Annotated in this window: 16 protein-coding genes and 1 tRNA gene; 14 read left to right on the top strand and 3 right to left on the bottom strand. The window is 31.7% G+C overall.

What is annotated here, in order from left to right:
- Positions 1 to 199 precede the first annotated feature (199 nt).
- The 5 genes from ECH_RS02750 (at position 200) to ECH_RS02730 (ending at position 17,461) form a co-directional block, all read left to right on the top strand.
- A complete protein-coding gene (locus tag ECH_RS02750; RefSeq protein WP_011452739.1) occupies positions 200 to 13,141 on the top strand; it encodes an ankyrin repeat domain-containing protein in 12,942 nt (4,313 codons plus the stop codon).
- Positions 13,142 to 13,226: 85 nt separating this feature from the next.
- Complete coding sequence (gene atpG, locus ECH_RS02745; protein ID WP_006010713.1) at positions 13,227 to 14,072, top strand: ATP synthase F1 subunit gamma; 846 nt, start codon at positions 13,227 to 13,229, stop codon at positions 14,070 to 14,072.
- A 13-nt stretch (positions 14,073 to 14,085) separates the two neighbouring features.
- Complete coding sequence (folE, locus tag ECH_RS02740; protein ID WP_011452738.1) at positions 14,086 to 14,658, top strand: GTP cyclohydrolase I; 573 nt, start codon at positions 14,086 to 14,088, stop codon at positions 14,656 to 14,658.
- Entirely contained in the window at positions 14,658 to 16,004 is a 1,347-nt protein-coding gene (locus ECH_RS02735; protein WP_011452737.1) for a TldD/PmbA family protein, read from the top strand. Before folE ends, ECH_RS02735 begins: the two co-directional genes overlap by 1 nt.
- Before the next feature lie 440 nt (positions 16,005 to 16,444).
- Positions 16,445 to 17,461, top strand: coding sequence for an NAD(P)/FAD-dependent oxidoreductase (locus ECH_RS02730; protein WP_006011494.1), 1,017 nt, complete (start codon positions 16,445 to 16,447; stop codon positions 17,459 to 17,461).
- Between the two features lie 85 nt (positions 17,462 to 17,546).
- Here ECH_RS02730 and rsmA read toward each other — a convergent pair whose 3' ends face one another.
- A complete protein-coding gene (rsmA, locus tag ECH_RS02725) occupies positions 17,547 to 18,338 on the bottom strand; it encodes a 16S rRNA (adenine(1518)-N(6)/adenine(1519)-N(6))-dimethyltransferase RsmA (protein ID WP_193327828.1) in 792 nt (263 codons plus the stop codon).
- A gap of 123 nt (positions 18,339 to 18,461) precedes the next feature.
- Between rsmA and ECH_RS02720 the strand changes: the two genes are divergently transcribed.
- From ECH_RS02720 to tsaD, 4 genes are all read left to right on the top strand, one after another.
- A tRNA-Thr gene (locus tag ECH_RS02720) sits at positions 18,462 to 18,534 on the top strand.
- Between the two features lie 21 nt (positions 18,535 to 18,555).
- The gene (locus tag ECH_RS02715) at positions 18,556 to 19,278 is read left to right on the top strand and encodes a triosephosphate isomerase (RefSeq protein WP_011452736.1); all 723 of its coding nucleotides are present in this window, start codon (positions 18,556 to 18,558) and stop codon (positions 19,276 to 19,278) included.
- Entirely contained in the window at positions 19,278 to 20,255 is a 978-nt protein-coding gene (locus tag ECH_RS02710; RefSeq protein WP_011452735.1) for a TAXI family TRAP transporter solute-binding subunit, read from the top strand. The genes ECH_RS02715 and ECH_RS02710 overlap by 1 nt, the downstream gene beginning before the upstream one ends.
- A gap of 6 nt (positions 20,256 to 20,261) precedes the next feature.
- Positions 20,262 to 21,311 carry a tRNA (adenosine(37)-N6)-threonylcarbamoyltransferase complex transferase subunit TsaD gene (gene tsaD, locus ECH_RS02705; protein WP_011452734.1) on the top strand — a complete coding sequence of 350 codons (1,050 nt, stop codon included), beginning with the start codon at positions 20,262 to 20,264 and terminating at the stop codon, positions 21,309 to 21,311.
- 107 nt (positions 21,312 to 21,418) lie between these two features.
- Here the strand turns inward: tsaD and ECH_RS02700 are convergent, their stop codons facing one another.
- Entirely contained in the window at positions 21,419 to 22,006 is a 588-nt protein-coding gene (locus ECH_RS02700) for an RDD family protein (RefSeq protein ID WP_011452733.1), read from the bottom strand.
- Between the two features lie 191 nt (positions 22,007 to 22,197).
- On the opposite strand from ECH_RS02700, the gene ECH_RS02695 reads away from it, so the two are divergent.
- The 3 genes from ECH_RS02695 to ECH_RS02685 all read left to right on the top strand — a co-directional run bounded on the left by ECH_RS02695 (position 22,198) and on the right by ECH_RS02685 (position 24,697).
- Positions 22,198 to 22,548, top strand: a complete 351-nt coding sequence (locus tag ECH_RS02695) for a dihydroneopterin aldolase (protein ID WP_011452732.1) — start codon at positions 22,198 to 22,200, stop codon at positions 22,546 to 22,548.
- A 77-nt stretch (positions 22,549 to 22,625) separates the two neighbouring features.
- Positions 22,626 to 23,567 (top strand): malate dehydrogenase, encoded by a 942-nt coding sequence (gene mdh / locus ECH_RS02690; protein WP_011452731.1) that lies wholly within the window; start codon positions 22,626 to 22,628, stop codon positions 23,565 to 23,567.
- A 245-nt stretch (positions 23,568 to 23,812) separates the two neighbouring features.
- Positions 23,813 to 24,697, top strand: coding sequence for a hypothetical protein (locus ECH_RS02685; RefSeq protein WP_143485403.1), 885 nt, complete (start codon positions 23,813 to 23,815; stop codon positions 24,695 to 24,697).
- A 253-nt stretch (positions 24,698 to 24,950) separates the two neighbouring features.
- Here the strand turns inward: ECH_RS02685 and ECH_RS02680 are convergent, their stop codons facing one another.
- The gene (locus ECH_RS02680) at positions 24,951 to 25,190 is read right to left on the bottom strand and encodes a hypothetical protein (RefSeq protein WP_011452729.1); all 240 of its coding nucleotides are present in this window, start codon (positions 25,188 to 25,190) and stop codon (positions 24,951 to 24,953) included.
- A 148-nt stretch (positions 25,191 to 25,338) separates the two neighbouring features.
- Here ECH_RS02680 and rpiB point away from each other — a divergent pair, with 148 nt between their 5' ends.
- Positions 25,339 to 25,785, top strand: coding sequence for a ribose 5-phosphate isomerase B (gene rpiB, locus ECH_RS02675; RefSeq protein ID WP_011452728.1), 447 nt, complete (start codon positions 25,339 to 25,341; stop codon positions 25,783 to 25,785).
- A complete protein-coding gene (gene ubiG, locus ECH_RS02670) occupies positions 25,782 to 26,507 on the top strand; it encodes a bifunctional 2-polyprenyl-6-hydroxyphenol methylase/3-demethylubiquinol 3-O-methyltransferase UbiG (RefSeq protein ID WP_011452727.1) in 726 nt (241 codons plus the stop codon). Before rpiB ends, ubiG begins: the two co-directional genes overlap by 4 nt.
- Positions 26,508 to 26,545 lie beyond the last annotated feature (38 nt).

Raw genomic sequence — 26,545 nt, 5'->3', positions numbered from 1 at the left:
TTTGTTTTATTATTTTAATATATGATGTATTATACTTTATAAAGAAATTAATATATTTATTAATACAGTAACGATAAATTTAATATTTTGTTATTCATATTGTGATAGTAGTATTATGATTAATCATAAATAAGTTAATATATATATTTAAATTGAATATTATTATAATAAATTTTGTAAATATTTTAGGTTAAAGGATATGGGAAAACAGGATTTATACGATGCTATTAAATCTGGAGATATAGTACGGGTAAAAAATTTCTTTGAGTCATCAAGTAAGGAAGAGATATCTAGTGCAATATTTTGTAATATAGAGGGAAGTGGTATATTGCAATATATACTTAAGTTGCATGAAGGTGAAAAAAGGCCTGTTAATCCTGAAATCTTTAGGGAAGTTTTAAAGTATTGTATTAGTGATAGCATAAATTCTCAAGATGGAAATGGTGAGTTTCCACTACTTATGGCTGCAAAGGCTGGAGAGCAGTTTTTAAGTGCATTTAAAGATGTTAATGTAACTCGTCATACAAAGATTTCACAGAGGGTGAACTGGAAGGTTACTGATGGTCAAGGTCGTGGTGTCTTACATTATGCTATATCTTCTAATGATTCTGAGTGTTGCAAACTAGTATTAGGTTTGCAAGATGCACTTTATCATGCTCGTTCTAAAGAAAGTAATGGTGATAATATATTACATTGCCTTTTTAAAAACTATACTGCTGAACCTGGACAAAAAGAAGTCTTTACTGTTGTGCTTGATAGATTAAAGGTATTGTATGCAAGTATTCAAGATCCGGATTCAGGTACACCATTAGGTCTACGTCATGTGTTATCTGAAGAAAATAAGTTAGGGGAGACACCAGTTCATTTACTTGTAGCGTCTCGATTTTTATCTGATCTAAAAGGTGATATTGATTTAGAAGAAATATTTGAGAATTGTGACCTATTAGCACGTACTAAAAATGGCGATACTATTATTAATGTAGCAGCGAGGTGCGGGAACAATGAAATATTGAATCACGTATTAACAAGATTTGCTGGTATTTTTCCAACATCACCCGATGTAAGAGCTTTGATTAAACGACAAGATATAGCGCAAAGTAAAAGACAAGTAGAAGGGTTAATAGAACAACAAAAGAAGCTGCAAAGTCTGGAAGGAAGGGAGGAAACTGTTAGAGATCAACTATATGGTGAATTGAGAGCAGCATGTTTAAAAGAGTCAGAATTATTGTCATATTTAAAGCTCAAAGTGGACAATATGCAAGAACTGAGATCTCAAATCGAGAGAGAAGAAGATGGAGAAAAACAACGACAGTTACAACAAGAACTACGAATTCTGGAGCAAGAGTTTCTTAGTGATGATGTGGCAGCGGAAAATCGAAAGTTACTGGATATTGAAAGGATAAAAAAGCTTATAGAAGATTTAATGGAGATGACATCTTATATAAAATCTCTAAGAGAAGAGTGTAATCTAGTAGTAAATGAGGTGCGATCATCATCATCACTTGAGACTGGTGTGTTCATGATAAACAATTTGTCTGAAGAATTGGAAAGACTAGAGACACAGCGGGCAAGATCGCAGAGTGCATTGTTAGATTATGCTAGATCTTACAAGTTTGTGGATAACTTACTACAGTCACAGTTAGCAAAAGAAGTAGAGGTAGCTCAGAAAAATCTAAAAAAAGGTCAGGAGGAATATAATAGTTATATTGAAAGAACGTTAAAAGCATTACGAGAAGTACCGCAAAGACAAGTGCCTGTAGACAAGTTACGAAATACGCTAACACTTCAAAAACAATTAGCTGAACAAGAAATAAGCTTAAAGCAATGTCGAAATGGTTTGGACGTTGAATCAGCATTAAGGAATCAACTCTCATTACGAAAAGATGTATTAGAGAAAATAGAGAAGCTACACAATCAAGAGCATACAAGTCAAGAGAGGGAACTATTAGAGAAGCAAAAAGAATGTATTGCTGCATTAATACGAGTAACAAGGTCAGTATTGTTCCTAAGTGAGAGGTTAATAAGGGTAGAACAAGCGCAAGCGAGATTAAATAACATAGAAGAACAAAAGTTATTATCAGGTTCTAAACGAAATTTATCAGGGAAAGAGTTGAGATTTTTAATAGTACATCAGAAGGCTTTATTACATATGAAGATGTGTCTGGAAGATGCTATTAGAGGAGAGATACAAGTAGGACAAGAATTAGTAAATGAAAATAGTAAAAGAGGGGTATTGCAGGGAATATTGAAAGAATTGCCAGTATCAGGAATGTTATGTCAAGAGTTGCAATTAGAAGAACAAATAAGAAATATAATATTACAATCATTAGACTTAAGATCATCATCATTAACAATGTTAGATGGAGCATTATCAGATGAATTAGTAGGTCAGGTGAAGAGATTAAGTGAGGAATTAGTAATACAACAAGAAGAGTTATGTAAATTAATGTCCCAAAAGTTGGCCTTACAAAATGAGATGGATAAGATCATGGAGTCTGGTGAACAGGCAGCATCATCGCCAGCAGTAGGGGAATTTCAAAAAAGGCAACAAGGGATAGAAAGAGAATATTTCAAAAAAGAAAAAATTGTAAAAGCATTACAAGCAGAAATAGAAAACAATATCTCGAGAGGGGAATTACGAGAGCTAAAATATGCTCTGCTTGAGAATTTAAATGATAATAATTTTGCAATGTTGAATAATTACAGAGAAGAGTTTTGTGGTTATTCAATAAATGATCCAGAGTTAGTTTCGAGAGTAAGTAAAGCCTATAAGAGGTTCTCTAGCTTAGAGGAATGTGATGCATATTATGTAAAATTAAGGGAACTTGGTATTAATATTGGTATAGAAAAACATGCTATTGAATCTAGAAATATTGAATTACTTAAACGAATATTGCCTTTGTCAACTAATAAAGATGTTTTTGCTAAAGAAATAGCCAAAGTAAGAGATTGTGACTTCTTACATAGAGTAGTAGATGCTCTTGGAGTTTCTAGTATTGTAAGTATGTTAAGACATTCTGCAGAAAGTGTAGGATTAAGTGATATCTCCCCTGAGATTTGTAATGAAATATTGCAGTCGGAAATTGATGGTCGTGACTTAATGAGATTTGCTCATCTATTATCTGTCAATAGTCGTGTGTTTGATAATGTACTTAAAGAATCATTGCCTGAGCAGCTTCAAACCTTGTTTAATATGGTATCTCGTGCACGAACTTTTGTTAAAGGAAACTATAGTGCTTACAATTCTAGTGTAGATACACTTAATAACAAGTTGGTAAATTTTGTATTTGATTTAGTTAATAATAATGAATTAAACAAGCTTAAGTCATTATTAAAATACTGTCCTAGTATTATATATTATTCAAAAGATGGTAAGAGTTTGTTGGAGGCTGCATCAGATTTAAATAAGGTTCCATTAGTTAAACATATAATTTCAGTACATAAGGAATTAATTAAAAGTAATGCTAAATTAGATCATGATCCATTAGGATGTATAGCGGATCTGATGGTACTTTTTAGTGACATTGCAAAAATTAATCACGAAGATGTTATAGATATTTTGGAAAGTAATCAAGAAATTATTCAGGAACTTGATTCACAGTATGGAATATCAAAACTAATATTAGAGAATGCTCGAAACTATAATAATCTTGTAGTGATGCAATATTATGCTCGGATTAATCCCGAATTAGTGTCAACCATGTGCTGTGATGATCTAACGCATATATATGGAGCTTCGGCGGCTGTTGACACAACTTCCGAATCAAGAAGCGGAGAAGGAGAAGGTAGTAGAGATGCTGTATCGTCTTTAGCAGAGGGTAATATAGGCCAATTTGGTGCTTTATCACGATATATACCAACAGTAGTAAGTCATGATGCTGAAAAATTTAAGAAAGAGATTGTTGAGTTATTTAGTGAGGATGTGAAAAGATATGCTGAAAGAAGTCATGACAAGACAGGGCATAGTATATTTACTTTAGTAGCGGCGCTTGGAAATGTTGAGCAGTGGATCCAGTTAGAAAAAGGATATAAAGCTATAAATCAGGATAGGAAAATAAAAAGTCTTTTTGCAGATGTTAAAAATCCATTGAATGGGAATAGGTTGTCTACTTTATTTAGTCCATTTCAAGCTGCTGTTATAAAACGCAATGTGTCAATGATTAAGCATTTTATAAAGGAGATTGATGCTAAAGAATTAATGGCAGCATATGGTGATGATAAGAATAATATTTTTCATACTATGATATCGGAGGATCAATATGCCTTAGCTGAAGTTATTATAAATGATGAAAGGTTTTCACAAGATGTATTGATGAAGGCATTTCTTCAACCTAATAAGAAAGGAATTACACCTTTTGGTATGGCAGCTCAAAGAGGGTATAAGAAACTTTGTGTAAGCTTTATTCATGAGATTGAATGCAATGAAAAGTCGTCAAGAGATTTGATGATTAATGAGGTTTTCATTAAAGATGTTATTGATAGTCAAGATGTTGATTTAATAAAAGAATTGTTCAATATTAGGTACTATACTGGGAAGTCTTTATCTAAACAGCAAGTAAATTTAATAAAACATAAAATAGCAGGACATAGTCTATTAGCATATGCTTGTAAAGTTGGAAATAAAGAGTGTGTAACAGAGTTACTACGTTATTATACAGAACAAGACCTACTTGGTCTATTACGGGAGATTATTGATCCTAAATTAAATCTTGATAGAGACATGATATACTTGTTTCTGTCAGATCTAGGTTTTAAATCTACTGATCCTAAAATGTCAGATAAGATTTTACCATATGTTGTACGTAATGCTAATGCCTTGTCAGCTTTCAACCTATTAAAGAGTGTGCCTGGTATTTCGTATAATCAAAAATTTAGTGTTAGAGATGTTATTGTACAAAATAATCCTCAGGCTTTACAGTATTTGATTCGGGAAGAGAAGAGGGATTTTGATTCATCTTGTGATGGAGGAGTCAGTGATTTAGGATTAGCTCTTTGTTCTCCTAATCTATTAGAAACATGTTGTAATTATTTAAAGAGTAATCCTGCATTTGCATTGGATGATAGTGTCCTACCTCATTCTGCAGTATTATCTAATAGACTTGATTTGTTAAAAGAACTTATAAAGAGGGATCCTTCTTTATTAATAAAGCAATATGATACGAAACTACCATTATATAAGGTACTTGCTAGATATTTAAGTAATAATTACAAGTGTACTTTTAAATCTTTTGAGACACTATATGATTTTGCACAAAGAGAAGATGTTAATCCTAGAATACGGAGTTATTTAAAAGAGGCTCTATTAGAGTATTATAATGACATTGTATGTAAATCAAGTAATCCAGTAGTTAGTCAAAATTTATTACGTGTGATTGTAGCACATGCCAAGGATGTTTTGGACAAATATCCAGCATTGTATGATTATGTAGTGAATCAATTTAATGTAGAGGATATTATCCGTTCTTCTAGTAGTAAAAAAAATAACATATTTCATTCAGTTAACGAAGAGAATCTTGAATTTTTATGTGCATTAGCTAAAAGAGCTTATAAACATGCAATAGATACAAAGAATAAATCTCTGAAAAACATGATAACAGATATGGTGAATCAAGTTAGAAGTTCAGATGGGTTATCTTTTTTTCAATATATTGCATTTACTGGCAACTATGAAATGTATGAACTTATTAAGTTGCTTTGTGGAGATGTAAATTCAAAAACATCACAAGGGACTAACTTAGCGCATATTTGTGCTTATAGTGCAATGAAAGATACTAGTGGTAATTTTGAATTTGAGAATTTAATAAAATGCAATAAAAAATTGGCAGCAGCTTCCGATAAAGCAGGACAAGGACTATTGGAATATGCTGCTAATGGTCGGATACAAAGTTTAGATGTACGTGAACAAGCTTTTAATATAATATTATCGCAGAGGTTGGATAAGACTCTTGAGAAGTTATCACAAAAGAAATATGATAAGCGAGTTTTAAATGCTGCTTTTTTAAGTGGTAGTAAAAGATTATCTAGCATATTCTTAAAAAGAATTGGTGGCAGCAAAAGATCTGATATCATTGCGCAGCAAAAAAGTTTATTGCGTGTAGTGGAAGGTGTTTCTGATCCTGAAGAGAAGGCACGCTTGTTATCTCATGAATTTGAAGTTGCAAGTAATCAAGAAATGTTACGTGATGATCGTGGCGATGCGTTAGGAACTTCTACATTGTCAACAGCTGAGTTACAGGTATCTGGTAGTGGTGCAACACAAAGTCAAGCAGCTGGTGGTGCAGGTGCTTCCAGGTCTAGTAGTAGTGCAGCACCAGATCAGGTAGCAGTAGCGTCTACATCCTCTAGGAGTGGTACAACACAAAGTCGAGCAGCTGGTGGTGCAGGTGCTTCCAGGTCTAGTAGTACAGCACCAGATCAGGCAGCAGTAGCGTCTACATCGTCTAGTAGTGGTGCAACACAAAGTCAAGCAGCTGGTGGTGCAGGTGCTTCCAGATCTAGTAGTAGTGCAGCACCAGATCAGGCAGCAGTAGCGTCTACATCCTCTAGGAGTGGTACAACACAAAGTCGAGCAGCTGGTGGTGTAGGTACTTCCAGGTCTAGTAGTAGTACAGCACCAGATCAGGCAGCAGTAGCGTCTACATCGTCTAGTAGTGGTGCAACACAAAGTCAAGCAGCTGGTGGTGTAGGTACTTCCAGGTCTAGTAGTAGTGCAGCACTAAGTACGCTAAGTATAAAACTTCCATTTTCGGGCACAGCTGAGTATGTTGCTGCTACTAGTTCATTACCAGGTCAACCATCAGTGGTGGTTTCATCTGATGATGATATAGCTCCAAGTTCATTATCTAGGGCATCTAGTGGTCAGGATTTACTAGGTTTGGATGATGAAGGTGGATATATAGATAGTAGTAATGAACGTTTTATACCTTCTTTGGGTATATCACAAAGTCCAGCAGAAGATACGTCTACAATCCATCGAAGTATGTTATCTAATCAAGAGTTATTAGATGATCATTTGTTCCCAGAAAATGAAATTATTGTTAGTAGAAGTAAAAAAGAAATACTGGATAATCAGGAAAAGATAGAATCTTTAATACAACAAAAGGCTAATCTTTCTGAATATATTGACATTATTAGTAGAAGTCGTAGTTCTTCTGTATTGCAGCTTAGAACTTTATCGAATGAGAAATCTATTATTGAACGTGCTGTGTCGTCTGGTAATTTTGATTTAATAGAAGCTGTAGTAACTTCTAATAGTATGTTAAATCCAAATATTGTTGATAACCGTGGTAATACTCTATTACATAAATTTGCAGAGTTCTTTGCAGAAAATACAGAAGCATTGTCAGAGTCAAGAATCCGGTATTATTTTTGTGAATTAATAAGAAATGATAGTTTTTCTGTTAATCATAGAAATAGGGATGGTGAGACAGCGCTTGATTTATTGAAAAGATTGCAGGAAAGGTTAATATTTCCATATAGTGATCAAGAGAATAATCTTGGTACATTTATAGAGCTTTTAACAAAGCAATCTGAAATATCAGAGAAAGCTGCTCAACGGTTTAGTAAAGCACAGGGTACATTTCTTGAATGTGACTCTATTGACGATGTTCACAATCTACTGCAGCAGAATTTTTGTTTACGATATAGATTTAGTGAATTATTTGATAATGTTTGTAACGATATTTTAAGTGATAATGGTGATAAACACCAGGGTGTTATTGATCTAAGTTATAGAAGATTAAGAAAAATATTAAATGATGGTATTGTTAGAAATACTTTAGCTAATACAGATGGTGATGGAAATAATGCTTTGCAAAAATTATGTCAAGATATTGCTTCTGGAAAAATTGGTGATGATCATACTAGAGTATTAGAACTTTTTGATACAGTTATATCTACCTTAAAAGAGACAGATCCAAAGTTGTTACAGGAATTATTATTTGATAATAGAAATTTAAGATTTGAAAATTGTGTTGAAACTGTAGCACGTATTCCTGGTGCTTATCCTATATTCAAAAAGTTAGAAGACCTATTAGGCAAAAACAAGATAGCAGATTCATGTGATTTTAATGCTATGTTGATAAATTGTGCTGAGGCTTCTAATGTTGATTTACATAAATACCTCCGCACAAAGTATGCAGCTATTGGTATAAGTAATATAAATATGGATGGTGATACATCTCTGCATAAGGCTGTTATTACTGGTTCAAAGGACATGGTAGCAGAAGTATTATCGACCGGAACTAATATTAATAAAAGAGATAAGGATGGTAATACACCTTTACATAAATTGTTAATCTTTATGCGGTTCTCTCCTAATATGGTGACAGCAAATCATATTGAACTTGTAAAATTTTTAGTATCTAGAAATGCTTCACTTAGTGTTAAAAATAGATTAGGACTTTCTCCATCTGATCTTGCGAATAATATTACTACTTCTCAAGTACTTAATGAAGTATTACCAGATCAAAAAGTTGATATTTTGCAATCTCTCATAGATGGTAGGAATGAATATTATGACATTAAATCTAGATGCATATCTGACTTCAAACGTTATGTCGTGTTAAAAGCAGGTATGAATTATGATGACGTAGGGTTTGATATAGCTGGTGGTGTATTGTTTGCTAACATGGGACGTGCAAAGTTAAAAATTACTGACATATTCTCTAGTTCTTTGTGTAAAAGTTGTGGGTTAACAATGGTTCCTTTTAATTTTGCTAATAAAGACAAAGGATATGTACACAGTGTTGGTAAAAAGAGAAATTATGTTGTTACTGAGGGATTTGTAAAACTAAAATTATCTTGGACACCTAATATTCCAGCAGGTGCACCAAAGCAGGAGGTTAGTGTTGTTGTAAATTCTGATGGTAGTATATCTCTTAGTGCTAAAGATGCACAAAAGTATGGCATGCATGGTGAAAAAATAAATTTTGATGCATGTTACGTTTATGTTGGTGGGCTAGAGTTAGCAGCTGCTTTAAAGAATGGTAGATGGAAAGATAAGGAATCTCGTGCTCAAGATACTAAAACAGTAGCTTCATTAGATAGAGATCGTGATCATGATCGTGACCATGATCGTGACCATGATCATGGTGGTGATATTTCTCGTAGGAGATCTGCAGCGTCATTAGATCAAGGTCAGGATACTATCAAACCTACAAGTCAAGTTCAACAGAGTACTACACCTAAATCTTCTGTAACTCCTGGATCTGGTACTAGATCACATGTGTCAGCATCTAGTTTGGTTGATGTGCATCTTGGAAATGAGCAAGTAGATGTAATATCACCAATGCCACCACAGTCTCGTGTAGGTATGGATGATCAGATGTTTGCTCATGGTGATGTGAAAGGTAGTAAATTACCATCTGCATCTCAATCTCAAAAGTTGCATTTACCGATACAACAACCTGCAGTTGAGGGATTATCATCACCGCAGTCTCGTGTAGGCATGGATGATCAAATGTTTGCTCATGGTGATGTGAAAGGTAGTAAATTACCATCTGCATCTCAATCTCAAAAGTTGCATTTACCGATACAACAACCTGCAGTTGAGGGATTATCATCACCGCAGTCTCGTGTAGGCATGGATGATCAAATGTTTGCTCATGGTGATGTGAAAAGTAGTAAATTACCATCTGCATCTCAATCTCAAAAGTTGCATTTACCGATACAACAACCTGCAGTTGAGGGATTATCATCACCGCAGTCTCGTGTAGGCATGGATGATCAAATGTTTGCTCATGGTGATGTGAAAGGTAGTAAATTACTGTCTAAAGGTAAACAGAAGGAAACATTTCCAGTGAGAGGACGAGCTAAGAGTCAATTATATACTATACCAGAGGATATAATATCAGAGGATATAATATCAGAGGATATGACACCAGACTATGAAAGGCGTGTTGAGTTGTTTATACCAAATGTGTCTGAAGATATAGCAAATTTTGAGTTATTTGTATTAACTTTACCACAAAATATTATACCAGAAGATAGAAAAGTGAAATTGCTGGATGATAGACATAACCTTTATCAGATAAGGCAATCAATGGGAGTGTATTTATTTCCTGAAGATAAAACTTTGAATGAGTATAATATAAAAAAATTGTGTTCTACATATAGTACATTGTTTCAAAGTTATAGAGCAATATTAAATGGATTAGCTGCTGAGGAAACATTAGCACCAGAACTAGTGCATGATCTTTATCGTGAAATATTGGACAAATATAACAAAGATCTAGATAGTATGGTTGAAGATGTGCAATCTTTTATGTTAGTGGATGTATCAAAACAGGCTGAAATGTTAATAACTAATGTATCTAGGGATGAGTTATCAAAATATCACAAAATACGTGAAAAATTATCATCTGCTGGTCTGAATTTGACTCAATTGGCATCGCAGACAGAAGGAAGTAAACCTTATTCTATACCAGGTGCATCTGCAGTAAGTGAACAGCAAGTTACTAGTGAACAAACTACATCAGGAGATCTATCATCTACATTAGCGTCGCAGACAGAAGGAAGTAAACCTTATCCTATACCAGGTGCATCTGCAGTAAGTGAACAGCAAGTTACTAGTGAACAAACTACATCAGGAGATCTATCATCTACATTAGCGTCGCAGACAGAAGGAAGTAAACCTTATCCTATACCAGGTGCATCTGCAGTAAGTGAACAGCAAGTTACTAGTGAACAAACTACATCAGAAGATCTATTATCTACATTTCAAGGTATATTGCACGATGTAAAAAAATTGTGTGATGGAAGTAAGGGACTTGATGTAAAACAATTATTAATTAATGTTAAAGCATTATGTGATCAATATAATCAACTGTCTAAACGAAATAAAGAACGTTTTGATATACTAAATAATCGAGAAGGTATAACGTTACCATCTACAGAATTGATAAAGAACATTTTTGATATAGTCAAAGAATGTCACGCCAATTTGACAAATGTATTTGAAGTGGGTGAAATTTTAGAATCTAAGAAAGAATCTCTGAGCGATAAGTCACAAGATTTAGCAGTGTTAAAAAATTGTATAAAGCTTTTGCATGACGTAGCAAATCAGCAGCTTACTCAAGAAAATATATTATGTGCAAGTATACGAGAGACATCAGAAAAATTGTTAGTAAGTTTTGCTTCTTTGGATAATCCATGGAATGTGGATGGGAAGCCTACTCAACCAGGAGGAGAAGTGGTACCAGAAAGTACAGTATTTGAGTATACATGTAATAAAACACAACAGGATGTTAAAGCATTAGTTGGACAGTTAATATGTTTAGATGATGGGGATTCAATTGGACTGTCTAGATTACAGCAATCATTGAATAATCAAGTTATATCGTTAGGTGGATTGTCTAATATTGTATTTGGAAAATATGATGAATTGATTAAAAGAGCATCTGATTGTTCAGATACAGGATTAACACGTGAGATTTGTGTGTCAATATTACAAGAGTGTAAAAGTCTTAAAAATTGTATGTTGAGTATCTTTTGTAGTGTAGGTCTTAGTAGTTTATCAGTGACAGAAAAACCAAATGTTGTAAAAGTGTTAGAAAGTGTACAAGAAGTGTTATTAGATTTTGGTTTAAAGGAAGAGGAAGAATATGAAAGATTCTGTAATGAGAATAGGACTTTGTTGGGCTCTGAAATTTCATTGCCGGATCAGGATACTGTAGATAGTAGTTTAATGGTACAAGAACGTGGTGGTGATATAGTATCTCAGGGTCAGCATGATCAAGGTGTTAAATCAGATGCAGATAAAAAGTTAGTATCAGGAGTAGAGGAGGATAGAAGCACGTCTCGTGTATTACCAAGCGGTTTAAGTAATCAACAGCAACATAAAGTGGTGGGTGCAAGTTCAGCATCTAGTCCAGGTACTTCAGATCAAGCTATGACTGTTGATCAAAGTGTTGTATCAGGTGCAGATGAAAAGTTAGTAGCAGGATCAGAGGAGGATAGAAGCACGTCTCGTGTATTACCAAGCGGTTTAAGTAATCAACAGCAACATAAAGTGGTGGGTGCAAGTTCAGCATCTAGTCCAGGTACTTCAGATCAAGCTATGACTGTTGATCAAAGTGTTGTATCAGGTGCAGATGAAAAGTTAGTAGCAGGATCAGAACAAGGTAAAAGTACATCTAAAATTCCTCGCGGTTCAGCAGCATTCCAACTAAGTTCAGATTTAAGAGGAGGTGTGGAATCTAAAAAAGGATCAGGAAAAGGTGGAAAAGCATCGCCTACGTTGTTACCGGAAGAAGTTCATGTTACTGAGGATATATTGAAACAAGCCTTACAGGGTTTAAGAAATATTGGACTTCAACTTAGAATTGAGAATGACAGTAAGATTTATAAAGACGTGAAACCATCTGTAAAAGGTGAAATTTTAATGCCAGGGTTGATACCAAGAGTTATAAAGCATTCTAAAAGTGAAGGAGACCTTCCTACTGCTGGAGGTGATGAGATAAGTAAAAAATCTTTATCTGCTGATGATGTATCATCTACAGGGCAATTTAGAGGAGATAGTCTTTACAAGTTGTCTAGAACAGGATGGGATATAAGTCAATGTGATGATGACACTCTAGAAGATTTATCCTTGGATGATGGGGTTGTTTGTAACACTGAAGGTGGTGTTGCCGCATCATCAGAACAAGCGTGTCAAAAAACAGGTGATATAACGTCGTCATCATATGCATTGAAAAGTACGAAATTAGTGTTAAAAGCTTTTGGATTTTCTAAAACTTCGGAGGATACTAGTCAAGAGTCTGAAGAAGGTCTAAAAGATTTATCTTTCGATAGTATAAGAGAAGAAGGAAGCAGTGGAGTTACTGAAGCAGACGACGCTTTGGATCCTATAATTGTAAAGAGGGCAGGGGAACGATATAAGAGAAATTTTTCTGAGAAATTACGATTTTTTGAAGGTTTAGTATCACAGGAGAAAGGATCTGAGGCATCTGATAAGCAATCTTCTTCACGGCGCAAAAGAAAGGGATCTGGTGATGTATTGATGGATACTAGTGTTACTGAGATTGCTTCAGGATTACAAGGAGTAATTAATAGTAGTAGTGACTCTTCATTAGATGATGTAGCACCTTTACCTTCTCCTAAGTCTGGTGATGTAAGAAAAAAACACGGTCGCTTTATGTAATAGGAATAGTTTTTTATCTGTATAAAATTCTTGTGTAACTAGTAAAAGATAATATACTTTAGTTAGGTATTTTTAATTAAGATTTATGGCCAATCTTAAAGCTTTATTATTGAGAATAAAAAGTGTTAAGTCTATACAAAAGACTACTAAGGTTATGCAGATGATATCTGCTGCTAAGCTGCATCGCGTTCAGCAAAAATTGGAGAATGCTAAAAAACACTTATTAGAGCTTAGTAGTATTGTAGATTATGTTCCTTCGGATGGGGTGCATAATTGTGCTTCTATAGCTAAAAAAGAAAGAGTTTTATTGGTTGTAATGTCTTCTGATAGAGGGTTATGTGGTAATTTTAATAATTTGATAGTTAAGTTTACTAAATCTTATGTTGAAAAGTTAGAAAGTAGTAATAAGGAAGTAAAATTAATATTTTTTGGCAAAAAGGCATATGATATGATGTATAGTCAATATTCAGATAAGATATTGAATGTATTTTCTAATACTAAGTCTATTACAGATTTTTTGTATTTTAAGCTTTTTGTATATAATAGTGGTATTGATTTTGATCAGTTTGATAATGTCATGATACTATTTAATAAATTTTACACGACTATATTACAAAAACCTGATGCTCAACAATTAATTCCTTGTAATCTTGGAATTCCTATGTTGTTGAAAGAAGTATATCAATATGAACCAACGTATGTTGATGTTTTATCTACTATAAGTTTGGGTTATGTACTAAATTTAATGTATATTGCGTTTTTGGAGAATTCTGCTAGTGAACATTGTTCTCGTATGGTTGCTATGGAATCTGCGAATCGTAATACTAAAGATATGTTAAATAGGTTGGCATTAGAATATAATCGTTCTAGGCAGGCTTCTATAACTACTGACTTAATAGAGATAATTAGTGGTTTTGAATCGTTGAATTAATAAGTGAGAATTTATGAGAAATGGCAAACCTTCTGATAGTGAAGCCGAAGAAGCTGTTAATTTACTAATAAGATGGATAGGTGATGATCCAAATAGAGAAGGTCTTGTTAATACTGCTAAACGTGTATTGGATGTCTATAAAAGATTTTTTTCAGGATATCAAGTAGATATATATTCTATGCAAGATTTAGTTTTACTTAATGAGAATTATAATGATATGGTGATTTTTAAAAATACTGAATTTACATCGTATTGTGAGCATCATATTGTTCCAATGAGAGGTAAAATTAGTATTGGGTATGTTCCTGATAAGTTAGTATTTGGAGTAGGTAAAATTGTAAAATTAATTAACTGTTTTACAAAAAGATTGCAACTTCAAGAGAAATTAACTGTAGAAATAGCAAACGCCTTAGATCATTGTTTAGCTCCGAAAGGGATAATTGTTGCTGTTGAAGCAGTACATGATTGTATTGTATGCTGTGAAGAGGAAGACAAGCATAATTTGGAATTACAAACGACTTGTGCAATTGGAGTTTTTCAAGATAACATGGAATTAAGAAGAGAATTTTTTTCTAGTATTGGTTGATGGAGGATAAATTGGAGATTTTAAATGTAGCTGAAGATGCTGTAAAAAAGATAAAAAGTATGGGTTACATTGGTGATGTAGTAATTTATCAGAATAATAGGTTATCTTTATCGCAACGTCTCCATAAGATTGATGAAGTTATTCAATCTAAAAACTGTAAAATGGGAATAAGAGTTATTGTGAATAATAATCAATTTGCATGTGTTTCTTCTAATGAACTTTCTAATGTATCAGAATCTATAGATCAAGCTGTTGCTATGGCAAAATTATCTACAGGAGATCCATATATTTCTTTATATAATGATTTTATTAATAAAGAACATTTGTTAACTAGTAATGACCTAATGATATTAGATAAGACTAATATTACAGTTGATCAATGTAAAAAAATTGTTGAAGATATGGAAAATGCTGCGTTATCTTATGATAATCAAGTTGTCAATTCAGAAGGATCTTCATTTTCTCATGGTATAACAGATGTTGTTTTAGCAACTACAAATGGTTTTATAGGTTCTTATAGTAAATCTAATTTTGTAAGTAGTATTTCTGTTATTGCTGGTACAGATGATAAAATGGAAGTAGGATATGATTTTTCTTCCGTATGCAACTTAAGTCGTATGAAAGATCCTGTAAAAATAGGTAAGGAAGCTGCATTAAGAGCAGTTAAGAGATTAAACCCTGGAAAATTACAGACCTGTAAAGTACCAATCGTGATTGAGAATAGGGTAGCTGGTACATTGTTAAAAAACTTTGCCAGTGCTATAAGGGGGGATAATATAGCTAATGAAGCTTCATTTTTAAATAATTATATTAATAAAAAGATTTTTTCAGATGACATTTTTATAGTAGATGATCCATTAATGTTATCTGGCCTATCTTCAAGGCCTTTTGATGGAGAAGGAGTTGTTGGTAATAAAAAGTTAGTAGTAGAAAATGGTATATTAAAAAGTTGGATTTTAGATATACGTTCAGCTAATAAGTTGAAACTGAAAACTACTGGAAATGCTGTAAGGCATTCTAATGCATCAGTAAGTCCTGGTGTTAGCAATTTTTATATACAGAATGGAATTTTGTCTGTTCAAGAGTTAATCTCAGATATAAAAAGTGGGCTTTATATTACTGATCTTTTTGGTTTTGGAGTAAATTTAATTACTGGTGATTATAGTCAAGGTGCATCAGGATTTTTTATAGAGAATGGTAAAATATCTTATCCAGTAAATGAAATCACCATTGCTAGTAAGTTACAATATATGTTTTCTGAAATGTCCATTGCAAATGATTTGGTATTTTTTAGTTCAGTCAATTCTCCTACAATAAGAATAGATGGCATTACAATTGCTGGATAATAAAATAAATAGTGTTGTTCTATATGTTTTAGGTAAATTGTTATGATTTACTATGTATTTGTTATTGTGGTGCTTAATGTTATATTTATTAGAATATACTTTAAATATTAGTGGTAACTATTTGTAAAGTTAGTTTTATGTAGCTTAATATTGGACTGGGTATTGTAATGTGTGTACATAATTAATTATATAGTATCTTAATAATTATTTTCTTGGTTAACATTGAAATATAAATGTTATATTTTCCATAACTTATGATTATAAGTATTATTAGTAGCATATAAATTGATATATATTTTTTGTGAAAATCTTCTTAATTTGGTTATTGTAAAGCTTTTTGATATTTAGTATATGCAGTAATTTTATAGAAAATTTCTAGATAAATTTTCTTCTTTAGTTTAAGGTATTAGCGTAAAACTTGGCTAATATATGAGAAAAATATGACAGATTATGTAACTGATATTGCGGTAATAGGAGCTGGTCCTGTTGGGATATTTACTGTATTTCAGGCTGGTATGTTGAAAATGCGATGTTGTGTTATTGATGCATTAAGTGAAATTGGTGGGCAATGTCTTGCATTGTATCCAGAGAAACCGATATATGATATTCCTGGATATCCAGTAATTAATGGTAAGGAATTAATAGATAGTTTAAAAAAGCAGTCTGAGCCTTTTAATCCTCAATATTTGTTAGGACAAGTTGCTGAAAAAATAGAAGATTACTCAGATTATTTTTTGATAAGAACTACAACAGGAATTGTAGTACAAAGTAAAGTTATTATCATTGCTGCTGGAGCTGGAGCATTTGGTCCAAATCGTCTTCCTATAGATAATATTCTTGATTATGAGAATAAATCAGTATTTTACCAAGTGAGAAAGGTTTCAGATTTTTGTGATAAAAATATTATGATAGCAGGAGGAGGTGACTCAGCTGCTGATTGGGCAGTTGAGCTTTCTAAGGTTGCTAAACAGTTATATGTAGTACATAGAAGGAAAAATTTTCGTTGTGCTCCTAATACTGCATTGCAGATGGATAATTTATCACAGAGTGGAAAAATAAAGATTATTGTTCCATATCAAGTTAAAAAATTATGTGGTGAAAATGGTAAACTGCATTCTGTAATTGTTAAGAATATTACGAATCATGAAGAAATGGCGCTACAAGTTGATTATTTATTTCCATTTTTTGGTACATCTGCAAATCTTGGTCCTATATTGAATTGGGGAATGGAAGTAAAAAACTATCAAATTCTTGTTAATGCTGAGACTTGTCTAACAAATCGCAATAGAATATATGCAGTTGGTGATATAGCTACATATCCAGGAAAACTTAAGTTAATACTTACAGGATTTTCAGAGGCTGCAATGGCATGTCATCATATATATCATGTAATATACCCTAATTCTCCGTTAAATTTTCAATATTCTACTTCAAAAGGTATACCAGAAAATTGTTAGATGAATTGTAAAAGCTAGGTTTATTATTTAAAATAACAATATATTTTTGGTAATTTATATCGAAAGCCTCACATACATAGGATATTTAGTTTATACAATTTGTAATTTGACAGAATTGTTCTATTGATAAGTTTTCAGGACGTAAATTATTATCAATGTTAAGAGATTCTAGCATTTCATCTGCATTATTGGTAAGTTTTTTTAATGTAGAGCGTATCATTTTACGACGTTCACTAAATGTTGTTTTTAATACTTGAGATAACTTTCTATAATTTACATGAAATCTGGGTTCTGGTAATGCAATAATGTTAATTACAGATGACATTACTTTGGGTTGAGGTGAAAATATTTCTGGTCCAAAATCCTCCATTTTATACACATTAGATAGTAATTGAATGAGTATAGATAGTGTACCATAATTTTTATTATTTGGTTGTGCTACTATACGATCTGCTACTTCTTTTTGGAACATTAATGTAAAACTAGTAAAAAAATTAATATAATCCATCCATTTTATTAATAGAGTAGTTGCTATATGATAGGGTAGGTTTGCTATTACTTTTACTGGAGGTTCAATAATATCACGTAAATCTATGTTTAGTGCATCTGATAATATAAATTCGTATTTTCCTTGAAATTCTTCAACTATTTTTTCATGTATTGTTGATAACCTACGGTCTTTTTCTATAGAAATTAGTTTTTTAGGGTTTTTATTTAATATAGAATAAGTCATTGTACCAAGTCCTGGACCAATTTCTATTATTGAGTAATCACTGATATTGCCAGCATAGTTAACTATTTGATCTGTAATATGGGTTGACGAAATAAAACATTGGCTTAATTCTTTTTTAGGATTTATCTTACTAATATGATTCATGATTATAAGAATATATGATGGTAATTTATGTTTATTATACATGTAAAGTGATATTAAATATATAAAATATGATTCTGGGTATTGACTTTTATAATATTATATATAGAATTACAAAAAGTTCCAGCCGGCTTAGCTCAACTGGGAGAGCATCTGATTTGTAATCAGAGGGTTATGAGTTCAAGTCTTATAGCCGGCACATTTAATTTTAGTAATTTTTATGTCATTGCTCATCGTTGCTAATTGGAAGATGTATGGTGACTTTCTTACTTTTTCCTCTTTTACAAAAGAATTAAGTGCTAATTTAGTTAATGTAAAGGCTGATGTAGAAGTGGTATTGTGTCCACCTTTTATTGCATGTTCTAAGATAGTTGATTGTGCTCCCAATATTAAACTTGGTGCACAGAACTGTTTTTATGAATCTGAAGGGAAATATACTGGGGAAGTTAGTGCTAAAATGTTGTATAGTTGTGGTTGCAGTTATGTAATAGTAGGTCACTATGAGAGAAGAAGCATATTTTATGAATCTGATTATTGTGTACAGTTGAAGGCAAAATCTGCAATAGATGCAGGGTTAATTCCAATTATTTGTATTGGGGAAACTTTGTTAGATAGAGAAAATGGTATGTTAAAAAATGCTTTATTAGATCAGTGTTATAATTCTTTCCCTAAACATGGTGAGTTTGTTATAGCTTATGAGCCTGTATGGGCAATAGGAAGTAATACTATTCCTTCTATTGATATGATAACTGAATCTTTAGATATTATAAGGTCGTATGATAGTAAATCTAATATTATATATGGTGGTGCAGTGAATCAGAGTAACATAAAGGATGTTATTGCTATAAATCAATTGTCTGGTGTATTGGTTGGTAGTGCCAGTTTAAAGGTAAGTAGTTTTTGCGATATAATATATGGTGCTGTAAATGTGAGGCAAAATTAATGAAAAAAGTGTTAATTGTGTATGTATTTATTATTAGTGTACTTTTTAATAATGCAATTGCCTCGTCAGATGATAGTTTAAATAGAGAATATATTTTAATTGGTACTGGTTCTATGACAGGGGTATATTACCCTATAGGAGGTAGTATTTGTAGATTTATAGCAAGTGATTATGGTAAGGATAATAAGATTATTTGTTCTATTTCTTCTACTACTGGAAGTGTATATAACCTGAATTCTATACGTTATTCGAATATGGATATAAGTATTGTTCAGTCAGATTTAGAGTACTATGCGTATAATGGTTTAGGGTTTTATGAAAAAATGCTTCCGATGGATAATTTGAGAATGTTAGCATCTCTGCATAAAGAGTATCTTACTATTGTTGTTAAAAAAAGCTCCAATATATCAGTTATTGATGATATAAAAGGCAAAAGAGTTAATATTGGTAGTCCTGGTACTGGGGTAAGGGTAGCAATGTTAAAATTATTAGGAGAAAAAGGTTGGACTAAGAAGGATTTTTCTGTCATGGCAGAATTAAAATCATCAGAGCAAGCTCAAGCTTTATGTGATAATAAAATTGATGTAATGGTAGATGTGATTGGACATCCTAATGCTTCAATTCAGGAAGCATCTGCAACTTGTGATATAAAATTTATTCCTTTAGATGATAGATTAATAGATGATTTACATGCTAAGTATCCCTATTACCAAAAAGATATTATCAGTGGTGGGTTATATAATGATTCACCAGATATACAGACTGTGTCAGTGAAGGCATCGCTGGTTACTACTACAGAGTTAAGTAATGATTTAGCATATAAGATAGTAAAGTCTATAGCAACTCATTTACGAGAACTTCGTAGCATTACTGGGGCTTTAAAAACTCTTACTGTGCAAGATATGGCAAAGTCAAGTATTACTCCTATGCATGATGGTGCTGAACGTTATTATAAAGAAATTGGAGCTATAAAATAAGAAAGTGTGGATAAATTAAAAATAGTATTAGGTATAGAAACAAGTTGTGATGAAACTGCTGTTGCTATTGTAAATAGTAATAAGGAGGTTTTATCACATAAAATTCTTTCACAGCAGGAACATGCAGCATATGGTGGAGTTGTTCCGGAAATTGCTTCTCGTGCTCATATTAATTATTTATATGAGTTAGTTGGTAGTTGTATAGAGGAGTCGCAACTTTGTTTTAATGATATTGATGCTATTGCTGTTACTGCAGGTCCTGGTCTTATTGGTGGTTTAATAGTTGGCATAATGATGGCTAAAGCAATTTCCAGTGTTACTGGTAAGCCTATTATTGAAATTAATCATTTAGAGGCTCATGCTTTAATTATTCGTATGTTTTATGAAATAGATTTTCCATTCTTATTGTTAATAATGTCTGGAGGGCATTGTCAGTTCTTGGTAGCTTACGATGTAAGGTGTTATTATAAGTTAGGTTCTTCTTTGGATGATTCTTTAGGTGAAGTATTTGATAAAGTAGCAAGAATGTTAAATCTTGGGTATCCTGGGGGGCCAATTATTGAAGAGAAGTCTTTGTTAGGTGATAGTGGAAGTTTTACTTTACCACGAGCATTAACTAACCGTCCTGGATGTGATTTTTCGTTTTCTGGACTTAAAACTGCTGTGAGAAATATTATTGCAGGTCAGAAGTGTATAAATCATGAGTTGGTATGTAATATTTCAGCATCTTTCCAAGATTGTGTTGGTGATATATTGGTAAACAGGATTAACAACGCGATTGTAATGTCAAAAGATATAGATCACAGGATTAATAAGTTAGTAGTAACTGGTGGTGTTGCAGCTAATAAATTATTACGTAATCGTATGTCAGTATGTGCAAATGATAATGGTTTTGAAATATTGTATCCTCCAAGTAAGTTATGTACTGATAATGGAGTTATGATAGGATGGGCTGGTATTGAAAATTTAGCAAAGGGTTATGTTTCAAATTTAAATTTTTTTCCAAGAGCAAGGTGGCCTTTAGAAAATTTGAGGTTTGATATACTAAGAAAGTAGATGAAAGCTTGACTGGCATAAAATATTTATCAAGAACATTTTTATAATTATAGATTAGTTTTTAGTAGTACTAGTAAAGAATTATCTAGAAAATGTGTTTTTTATAATCATAAGTTATGATTATTATGGTAATTTTTTAAACTCTTATTGGTTACTACAACAGTATTTGCTATTTTATCATGCCATGTTTGTTTACGTTTATTAAAATTACACCATACTATTCCTAAACATAGTGGAATAGAAGAAAGAATGGATCCAAAAATACGCTTTGTTGATTGAGATAGTGTTATTTTTTGAAAAGTTGTTGCATCAACAACTCTTAATCCTGTAAGAAATTTTCCCAGTGTTGCAGAGAATTTAGTCCAACTATATGCAGCGTATATGTAAAGTGCAATCATCTGAATAATTTGTCCACAAATAGCCTTAAATACATGTTTATTTTTAATTTGTTCTTCTTGTGCGGTTAATGGTACACTCATTTTGTATTTTTCTATAATTTTTATTACAGTGTTATCTGTTTCATGCATGAAAAAGTAAGAGTATACGTTGTGTATAATTTGTAAGATAAATATTAAAATAGTCAAATCTATTAATATACTACTAAATCTTCTTATTCCTCCTGAATAGCAAATTTTGTTGGTATCTTGATCTTGTTTCTTTTTTTTAAAGAAAGGCAAGTAGTTATATAAAAACATTTTTACATTACTCTCAGTTATCTCAACATTGATATTTATACTATATAAAACTAAATGTGACAGTATTTTATAAAAAATTATACATCTGGTATCAGAAGAATTTATAATAAAGTAAGAGTTATTTAGATGTTTTATTGAACTTTTGTTATTGATGATGTACTTTTTTATTATTTATTACAAAATGTATTAAGATGAAAATACAAATTCATGGATTTACAGTCTATTCTTATATAGGAGTTCGTTGTTGGGAGAAAGTTATAAAACAAAAAATAATAATAGATTGTGACTTAACTCTTTGTTGTAATGATCTAATATATGATATTGATGAAACTGTAGATTATAGTATATTTACTGATAATTTAATTAATTTTGTTAACTCGCGTCGTTTTTTATTATTGGAAACGATGGCATCAGATTTATTAGCTTATATCATGACAAATGAAAAAATTTATCACTGTTATTTAAAGTTATATAAGCCTCTTACTTGTGGTACAAATGGTAATATTAGTGTTGTATTAGAAACTACGAAAAGTAATAGTTAGTTAGATTAAGTATTGTATATATTCTATAATCAGGTAAACTTCATAAGTAGTGGTCTTGAAATAAAGTAGAGGAAATAATGATAAAACGTAAAAAGATTGCTCTTATTGGTGCAGGTAGTATAGGTGGCATGATAGCATATTTAGTTAGGTCACGAAATTTAGGAGATGTCGTTTTATTAGATGTCAATGGTGGTATAGCCAAAGGTAAAGCATTAGATATTGCTGAATCTTCACCAGTAGCAAAACATAATGGAGAGATATTAGGTACTAACAATTATGCTGATATCGAAGGTGCTGATGCAATCATTGTTACTGCTGGAATATCTAGAAAGCCCGGAATGAGCCGTGATGATCTGATTAATACTAATGTGCATGTTATAAAAGAAGTAGCAGAAAATATTGCTAAATATGCTCCTAATGCATTTGTTGTAGTAGTCACTAATCCACTTGATATAATGGTTTTAGCTATGCATAAATATTCTCATTTGCCAAGTAATATGGTTGTTGGTATGGCTGGGGTACTTGATGCAGCAAGGTTCTCTTATTTTATTGCAAAAGAATTGAATGTATCAGTAGATAGTGTGAGTTCTATAGTATTGGGTGGCCACGGAGATTTTATGCTTCCTTTAGTTAAGTACTCATCAGTTGGTGGGATATCTATTGCTGATCTGGTGAAAATGAATTTAATTACACAAGATAGGGTTAATGAGATTATAGAAAAAACTAGAAAAGGTGGAGAAGAAATAGTAAATTTATTAAAGGTAGGTTCAGCTTATTATGCACCTGCTGAGTCTGCTTTATTGATGGTTGACTCTTATTTGAATGATAGAAGATTAATGTTATCTTGCTCTGTTTATTTAAAGGGAGAGTATGGAGTTCATGATCTATTTGTAGGTGTTCCTGTAATTATTGGTAAAAATGGAGTGGAAAAAGTAATAGAACTTCAACTAACTGAGGAGGAAAAGAATGTATTTAATGACTCTGTTATGTCAATTAGAAAGTTAGTAAGTAATATTTAATGCTTGTTTATAAGCTTTTATTATAATCTGAATTTCATGTTTTAATTATTATATAAGCATATCGTAGTGTGATCTTGAATGATAATGCATATTTTTTATATGTTTTATTATTCAAGATTTGTATATTTGTGTTTGTTGTTGTTTTATTCCTTTAATTTTTTTATTGTTAAAAGGGTTATTATAATATTTACTATATAAATGAATTAATATAATATTTAAATAAACTTATTATATTTATAATATTGATGCCATTGTTACATACTGTACGTGAAAAAGAAGGTAGTCAGCAAATTGTTAAACTTTATAGGAAAAATAGTCTTATTTTTCTAAGAAAAGTTGTTATGGGTATTAGGAAGATTGCTACGAAGAGTTGGTATAACATTCCAAAAGAGCAACAAGTTAGTATGGATATTTTTCGTAAACCTATATTATCAATGACAGCTACAGGTGTAATGCAATATAGCCAAGGATATGATATAGTTTATAAAGAAATTAGTTTTAAGAATAAACTAAATGTTGAGGTATTTTATCGAAATTGTTTATTGGATATAAAATGGTTTTCTTTAGCAGAACGACGATATCATACAAGGTTTATCAGGGAAAAAAATAGACCTGTACTCTGTTCTTATGATGGTCAAATATATAGTACAAATAGTAAAGTTGCATATGTAATTACGTTAGAGGGAAATTTAATAACTCATGATCATATAGTATGTGATCGTACTCAAGGTCAAACATATTTTCATTCAACATTAGCTGCGGGTATGCCTGTAATATGTGCTGGTTTACTAAGTGTCAGTAATGGTATTATTCATTATATTAGTAATGAAAGTGGACATTATAAGCCTGGAATAGGCAATTTATATAATGCTGTGAAATTATTAGATAAAGTGATTTCTCTAGATTGCATAATATGTGTTATTGGATTTGCAGTTAATGAAGAAACTAAAAAGTTACGTACAGTTTATCAGGCTAGGGTTAAGGGAAGTTTTTTAGTAGATATGGAGAGTGTTGGTAAAGATGGTTTGACTATTCCTGAAAGATATTTTTCGATTATAAGGAAAGACAATGATAATTATAAAAAACGCCTGATTCAAGCAGCAAACAGCCATAATGTGCAAGCACGCTAATATTACGTTATTTGAGATCGATACGGATTTTCTAAATATAAAATACTGTATGGGCATAGAGTATTTAAAATAAGTATATATACTGAATATGTTTTGATGTAATAGAGCTAAAAATTCATTTATGAATATTATTACCTTTTTGTATATCTACATAAAACTATAAAATGATAAGGAAAGAGATTGTACTTATTATTAATTTTTCTTAAAGTTGTGAGGAAAGTTAATTATTGTTGTTGATAAGGATAGCATAATACTAACCGCATGTGATGTAATCATGATATATTCCTAGAAATATATTTTCATATACTTCAATTTTTTTTATAAACTTTGTTACGTGATATATCATATGAGTAAATTGATCTTCTGTTATTAGTCCGGATTCAAAAGCTTCTATGATATTTTTTTTAAATGCATGTGTGTAAGATTTTGTATTATTTAAATAAGATAAAGTGCATTTTATGATGTTCTCTGATTCTTCTTTCCCGTTGTTCATATATCCACACTTACTATAAAACCTATAGTAGGTTTTTTACACCATTATCTTGAAATTGTAAAGAGAAATTGTAACGTTTGGGTTGTGACTATGTTTATGATATTGACTTTTCATAGTATTTCATATAGATATTAGATCATGTTAAATTATGTTGACTATGCAGAAAATTTTCATTTCTTCTGATCATGCTGGAATAGAGTTAAGATTAGTTATTAAGTTATATTTAAGCAATTTAGGTTATGTAGTAGAGGATTATGGTTGCATGGAATCTAGTATTGCTGTAGATTACCCGGATTATGTACAAAATGTTGTAGATTGTGTCATTAACACTTTAGGGTTCGGTATTTTAATATGTGGTACAGGTATTGGCATGAGTATTGTGGCAAATCGTCACAGAAAAATTAGGGCAGCTTTGTGTTATAATGTAGAAGTAGCTAAGTTAGCACGTGAGCATAATAATGCTAATGTACTTTGTCTTGGTGCTAGATATATTAATCATGGAGAAGCTCAGTCTATAGTTTATCAGTTCATTACTACAAAATTTTCTGAAGGGAGGCATGTACAAAGAATAGCAAAAATAGATAATTGTTTATGAGTCAAACGGTTGATCAAAATGAGTTATTAAAGTTTTCAAAAATAGCTGATAAATGGTGGGATGAACATGGCCCATTAAAAGCCTTGCATGATATACATCCTTTGAGAATGAGATATATTGTTGATTATATAAGTAAGATTATTCCTAAAGCAAATTTTAAGTCGTTGTCAGTTCTTGATCTTGGATGTGGAGGTGGTTTATTATCAGAATCTATGTCTCGTTTGGGTATGAAAGTTTTTGGTATAGATGCTAGTGAAGAAAGTATCAATATTGCGAGAGTGCATGCTTCAGAACGTGGTTTATGTAATTTAAAGTATTCCTGTATGGATATAGAATCTTTAGTTAATACCGAAGAAAAGTATGATATTATAACTATTATGGAAATAATTGAGCATGTTGATAATTTACCAGTTTTTGTCAATGCTGTAAGCAATGCATTAAGTGATAATGGGATAATATTCTTATCTACGTTAAATAGAACTAAGAAATCTTTTTTGTATGCAATAGTATGTGCTGAATATATTTTAAAATTGGTTCCGCGTAAGACACATCAATGGGGTAGATTTGTTAAGCCTTCAGAAATCGTAAATTTGTTTTCACTTAATGGTATATGTGTCAAAAACATTATGGGAATGAATTTTAATATGATAAGGAGAAGTTGGGTATTATCCGATGATATTTCTGTAAATTATATTTTAGCTGCACAAAAGGTAAGTAGTTAGGATTATTTTAATTTTACATTTAGTGCGGTATGGCTAGT

Origin of the sequence: Ehrlichia chaffeensis str. Arkansas, from assembly GCF_000013145.1 — a bacterium.
In the GTDB taxonomy this organism is placed as follows: Bacteria; Pseudomonadota; Alphaproteobacteria; order Rickettsiales; family Anaplasmataceae; genus Ehrlichia; species Ehrlichia chaffeensis.
This window is presented reverse-complemented; position numbering and strand designations above follow the sequence as displayed.